This is a genomic window from Candidatus Methylomirabilis sp. (genome assembly GCA_036000645.1).
Classification (GTDB): domain Bacteria; phylum Methylomirabilota; class Methylomirabilia; order Methylomirabilales; family JACPAU01; genus JACPAU01.
The window spans coordinates 1-5,476 of sequence record DASYVA010000235.1 but is presented as its reverse complement, the minus strand read 5'-3'; the positions used below and the strand labels follow the sequence as shown (position 1 = coordinate 5,476).

5 protein-coding genes are annotated in these 5,476 nt (G+C 69.4%); all 5 read left to right on the top strand.

The window, feature by feature from the left end; translation table 11 throughout:
* Nucleotides 1–721: 721 nt before the first annotated feature.
* Nucleotides 722–1,510: a putative hydro-lyase gene (locus VGT06_13835; protein HEV8664203.1), complete on the top strand. Its 789-nt coding sequence runs from the start codon at nucleotides 722–724 to the stop codon at nucleotides 1,508–1,510.
* A 143-nt stretch (nucleotides 1,511–1,653) separates the two neighbouring features.
* The gene (locus VGT06_13830; GenBank protein ID HEV8664202.1) at nucleotides 1,654–2,934 is read left to right on the top strand and encodes an ABC transporter substrate-binding protein; all 1,281 of its coding nucleotides are present in this window, start codon (nucleotides 1,654–1,656) and stop codon (nucleotides 2,932–2,934) included.
* 72 nt (nucleotides 2,935–3,006) lie between these two features.
* Complete coding sequence (locus VGT06_13825) at nucleotides 3,007–3,891, top strand: branched-chain amino acid ABC transporter permease (GenBank protein ID HEV8664201.1); 885 nt, start codon at nucleotides 3,007–3,009, stop codon at nucleotides 3,889–3,891.
* Nucleotides 3,892–3,903: 12 nt separating this feature from the next.
* On the top strand, nucleotides 3,904–4,854 hold the full coding sequence (locus VGT06_13820; GenBank protein HEV8664200.1) for a branched-chain amino acid ABC transporter permease: 951 nt from the start codon (nucleotides 3,904–3,906) through the stop codon (nucleotides 4,852–4,854).
* The coding region (locus tag VGT06_13815; GenBank protein HEV8664199.1) for an ABC transporter ATP-binding protein at nucleotides 4,854–5,476 on the top strand (623 nt) is incomplete at its 3' end. The genes VGT06_13820 and VGT06_13815, both read left to right, overlap by 1 nt.

Genomic DNA, 5,476 nt, shown 5'->3' with positions numbered 1-5,476 from the left:
GCTACCCGCGGACGGGTCGCCTGTCAAGTCCAAACTGCATCCCCTGTAGAGAGCGAATGATCTGACTGCTCCCGAGAGCATCTGAACTGTCCGCTCCCCAGCAAGCCGGGGGCGTGGCCCAATGGCCGCCGAGGAGGGCCTCGCCCGCCTCCAGAGCCTGGCGGCGGCCAACCGGTACCTGCAGGAGCGGTTCCTGCCGGCCTACAATGCCCGGTTCGGGCGAGCCCCCACCGACCCGGCGAGCGCCTTCGTGCCGCTCGGGCGGGTCGACCTGGAGCCGATCCTCTGCCACGAGGAGACGCGCACCGTGGCCCCCAACAACACAGTCATCCTCGCGGGGGTGCGCCTGCAGATCGCCAAGCAGCGGGGGGGCGGCGGACATGCCCGGGCCTCCAGGTCCTCGTCCGGCGCCATCTCGAGGGGCAGGATTCGGTGTGGTGGGGGAGCCGCTGCCTGGGGCGCTACAACGCCCAGGGCCGGCCGGTCCCCGCCCCTGCCGCGGCAGCCGCGGAGCCGTATGGGCACCAGGAGTAGTACGCTAGGGCGGTCGAGAGGGCGGCCCGGAAGCTCGTGAAGTAGGTGTTCCTCCTGGAGAGGGATGCGGACCGCTCGTCCAGCGCCTCCGAGGCGAGCGACGTGTTTAGGCAGCCTTCGCCCTCCGGGAAATGCGTTGACAACCCCGCCCCCTTCCGGTTAGGTAAAGGTCGGGAGGGGGCGGGGAATGTCGTTCACCATCACCCATCCGAAGGAAATCCGGGAGCGGATCCGCCGGGGCGAGTGGGTGCGTCCGACCGCCGGATGCGCCGCAGGGTACGTCCAGGCTAACCTGGTTATCCTCCCCCGGGACCTGGCCTACGACTTCCTCCTCTTCACCCACCGGAATCCCAAGCCCTGCCCCCTGCTGGAGGTGACCGACCCCGGCTCCCCGGAGCCGGCGCGCCTCGCCCCAGGCGCCGATCTCCGGACCGATGTGCCGAGGTACCGGGTGTACCGCCATGGGGTCCTGGCCGAGGAGGTCACGGACCTGCTCGCCCTCTGGCGGGATGACCTGGTGGCCTTCCTGCTCGGCTGCTCCTTCACCTTCGAGACGGCCCTCCTGAGGGCGGGCGTGCCCGTGCGACACCTGGAGGAGGGGAGGAACGTCCCCATGTATATCACCAGCGTCCCCTGCGCGCCGGCCGGCCTCTTCGCGGGGCCGCTGGTGGTGTCCATGCGCCCTCTTCCGCCCGACAAGGTGGCACGGGCGGCAGCCGTGACGGCCCGGTTCCCCGCGGTCCACGGGGCGCCGGTCCACGTGGGGACACCCGAGGCGCTGGGGATCCGGGACCTGGGCCGCCCCGACTTCGGGGACCCGGTCACGATCCGGCCCGGGGAGGTGCCGGTCTTCTGGGCGTGTGGCGTCACCCCCCAGGCCGTCGCCATGGCCGTCAAGCCACCCCTCATGATCACGCATGCGCCCGGGCACATGTTCGTGACCGACCTCCAGGACGAAGCCCTCGCCGTTCTCTGACGCGTCACCCCCATGCATGTCCCGGCCCGCGCCCGGCGCATCGGGAGTGGCAGCGGCGCCCCCCGGGGAATCCGTGGCACGTGGGAGCGGCGCCGGGGGCTTCCTTGCCCGTGGATGAAGAGCAAGAGAAAGGGGGAGGTTCCATGATCCGACGGATGGGCAGGAGAACAGCGCTTGAGGCCTTGCTGGCGCTCCTGGCGCTGACAGCGGTGGGGGCCTGCGCCCGGCCACCAGCGAATGAGGTCGTCATTGGGGTCCTCTACCCGATGACAGGCCCGGTGGCCCAGATCGGCATTGATGCGAAGAATGTCATCGACGTGGCCCTGGACATCATCAACAACCGGCACGACCTGAAGCTCCCGCTGGCGGCGGAGGCGGGGCTTCCCCGGCTCGGCGGCGCCAAGGTCCGCGTCGTGGTCGTGGACCACCAGGGCAAGCCGGACATCGGCCAGGCCGAGGCCGAGCGCCTGATCACCCAGGAGAAAGTCCACGCACTGTTCGGAGCCTACTTCTCCAGCGTGACCAACACGGCCAGCCAGGTGGCGGAGCGGATAGGGATCCCGTTCGTGAACGCGGACTCCTCCTCCCCCGCCCTCACCGAGCGGGGCTTCCAGTGGTTCTTCCGGACCAGCCCGCATGACGGCCACTTCAGCCTGGTGATGTTCGACTTCCTGAAGGACCTGGAGAAGCAGAAGAAGGTCAAGTTCAGGACGGTGGGCATCCTGAACGAGAACACGCAGTTCGGCTCGGACTCGGCCAAGGTGCAGGAGGAGCTCGCCAAGAAGCACGGGTACCGGCTGGTCGCCAAGCTTCCCTTCAAGAGCGGGTCGCCGAGCCTGGACGCCGAGATCGGCCGCCTGAAGGCGGCGAGGCCGGATGTCCTGCTGCCCAGCATCTATACCTCCGACGCCATCCTGTTCACGCGGACCGCGAAGAACCTGGACTATAACCCCAGGCTCATCGTGGCACAGGACGCCGGGTACACGGACCCCAAGTTCGTGTCCGAGATGGGGAAGGAGGCGGAGGGGGCGATCACCCGCGCGCCCTTCGCCATGGACCTGGCCGGGCGGAAGCCGCTCATCCCGGTGGTCAACGAGATGTTCAAGAAGCTGAGTGGGGGCCGGGACCTCAGCGACGTCCCCGCCCGGGTGCTCACCGGGTTCCTGGTCCTGGCCGATGCCATCAACCGGGCGGGCTCCAGGGAGCCCGCGGCCATCCAGAAAGCCCTCCGCGAGACCAACATGCCTGCGGAGCAGCTCCTGATGCCCTGGACCGGGGTCCGGTTCGACGAGAAGGGGCAGAACACCGGGGTGCGAGCGATCCTGATGCAGCTTCAGGGAGGAACCTACTACACCGTGTACCCCTTCGAGCTCGCGGCCCGGGATGTCCTCTACCCGATCCCGACCTGGGCCAAGCGGAAGTAGCGCCCGCGGTCTCGGCCCGGCTCCTCACGGCGGACCGGCGGCGGGCAGGTCGGCCTGCCCGCCGCCCGCCCCATGGACCTCCTGACGATTCCCCCCAGCGACGTGCTGATCCAGGGGATCCTGAGCGGGATCCTCATGGGGTTCGTCTACGCGCTGATCGCCGCGGGGCTCAGCCTCATCTTCGGCTTGATGGAGATCGTGAACTTCGCCCACGGCGAGTTCCTGATGCTGGGGATGTACACGGCCTTCTGGATGTACGCCCTCTTCGCCCTGGATCCTCTGCTGAGCGTCCCGATCTGCGCGCTCGCCCTCTTCGGGGTGGGGGTCCTGGTCTACTACGGGATCATCCGCCGGATCCTGGGGGGCCCGATGCTCGCCCAGATCTTCGCCACCTTCGGCCTGGCGATCCTGCTCCGCGCCTCCGCCCAGTTCCTCTGGACCCCCGATTTCCGGCAGGTGGGCGACGCCTGGGTCGCCGGCCCCGTGCAGCTCCTCGGGATCTCGATCGGGCTTCCCCGGGTTGTGGCGAGCCTCGCCTCGCTTGCCACCTTTGCGGGCCTCTACTGGTTCATCACCCGAACGGAGACCGGCGTGGCGCTCGAGGCGACCGCCCAGGACCGGCAGGCAGCGGCCCTGATGGGGATCAACACGGACCGGATGTTCGCCCTGGGCTGGGGGATCGGAGGGGCCTGCGTCGGGGTGGCGGGGGCGTTCCTGACCACCTTCTTCTATGTCTTCCCCGATGTGGGGAGCACCTTCGGCCTCCTCGCCTACGTCACGGTGGCCCTCGGCGGGTTCGGAAGCGTCCCGGGCGCCCTCGTGGCCGGGGTGATCATCGGAATGCTCGAGGTGCTGGCCGGGCTCTTCATCGCCCCCGCCTTCAAGTACGTGGCGGTCTTCCTCCTCTACCTGGGGGTGGTTCTCGTCCGGCCACAAGGTCTTATGGGGAAGTTCTGAGGGAAGTTCCGAATGCGCCGGTCCACACTGCTCCTCCTCGGCCTCCTGGCCGTCCTTGCCCTGGCCGCGCCGGCGCTGGCCCGGCTCCCGTATCATCGGGACCTCGTGATCAAGGTCCTCCTCTTCGGGATGCTGGCCCAGGCCTGGAACATCCTCGCCGGGTACTGCGGGCAGATCTCGCTCGGCCACGCGGTCTTCTTCGGGACGGGGGCGTACGCCTCCACGGTCCTCCAGTTGCAGGCCGGGGTGAGCCCGTGGCTTGGCCTCCTGGCGGGCATCGTGCTGGCCGTCCTCCTCTCCCAGGTCATCGGCTACCCGTGCTTCCGCCTGCGGGGGCACTACTTCGCCATCGCCACGATCGCGGTGGGGGAAATCGTCCAGACAATGGCCCTCAACTGGGAGGCCATCGGGGCCGCCCGGGGCCTCACCCTCCCCCTCCGCCCCGACTCCCTCCTCGCCTTCCAGTTCCACCGGAGCAAGTACCCCTACTACTACATCGTGCTGGCCTTCCTCCTCGTCTGCCTGGCCGTGAGCTGGTGGATCGAGCGCTCCCGGCTCGGGTACTACTTCCGGGCCATCCGGGAAGACCCGGAGGCGGCGGCCAGCGTGGGGATCCCGGTCACCCGCTACAAGCTCATCGCCATGGCCTTCTCCGCGGCCTTCGTGGCGGCTGGCGGGACCTTCTACGCCCAGTACGTCCTCTTCCTGGACCCGGAGAGCGCCATGCCCCTGTCCCTCTCCATCCTGATTTGCCTGCTGGCCGTGGTGGGCGGCGTCGGGACGCTCTGGGGGCCCGTCCTGGGGGCCGCGATCCTGATCCCGCTGTCCGAGCTGACCCGGGTGCAGTTCGGCGGAACCGGGCGGGCGGTGGATTTAATCATCTATGGCGCCCTCCTCACGGCCGTGGCCGTCTACCAGCCCGCGGGGCTGGCCGGCCTCCTGCGGCGGGCCTGGGGCCGGTGATGGCGCTCCTCACGCTCGACGGGGTCACGAAGCGCTTCGGCGGGGTGGTGGCGAACCAGGCGGTCTCCTTCCAGGTTTCTCCCGGGGAGATCGTGGGGCTGATCGGGCCCAACGGGGCCGGCAAGAGTACCCTCTTTGATGTGGTGACCGGGTACTACCGGCCCGATACCGGGCGCATCACCTTCAACGGCCACGACCTCGTCGGCCTGCGCCCCGACCAGGTCAACCGCCTCGGGATCGGCCGCACCTTCCAGAAGCTGCGCCCCTTCCGCGAGATGACCGTCCTGGAGAACGTGATGGTGGCGGTGATGGGGCATACCCCGCATCCGGCGGCCGCCCGCGACGAGGCCCTGGCCTCCCTGGAGGTCGTGGGGCTGGCCGCCAAGGCCCAGGTGTACGCCCGGGACCTGAGCACGGGGGAACGCAAGCGCCTGGAGCTGGCCCGGGCCATGGCGACCCGGCCGCGCCTGCTCATGCTGGACGAGGTGACCGGAGGCGTGGACCAGACGACCATCCCGGGCCTCACCGCGTTGATCGGCCGGCTCCGGGAGCGGGGCCTCACCCTCGTGGTCATCGAGCACAACATGCGGGTGATCATGGCCCTGGCCGACCGGATCGTGGC

Bases quoted from the DNA above. Each gene is read 5' to 3' on its own strand.
- VGT06_13835 (HEV8664203.1), top strand. From the start codon at position 722: ATGTCGTTCACCATCACCCATCCGAAGGAAATCCGGGAGCGGATCCGC.
- VGT06_13830 (HEV8664202.1), top strand. From the start codon at position 1,654: ATGATCCGACGGATGGGCAGGAGAACAGCGCTTGAGGCCTTGCTGGCG.
- VGT06_13825 (HEV8664201.1), top strand. From the start codon at position 3,007: ATGGACCTCCTGACGATTCCCCCCAGCGACGTGCTGATCCAGGGGATC.
- VGT06_13820 (HEV8664200.1), top strand. From the start codon at position 3,904: ATGCGCCGGTCCACACTGCTCCTCCTCGGCCTCCTGGCCGTCCTTGCC.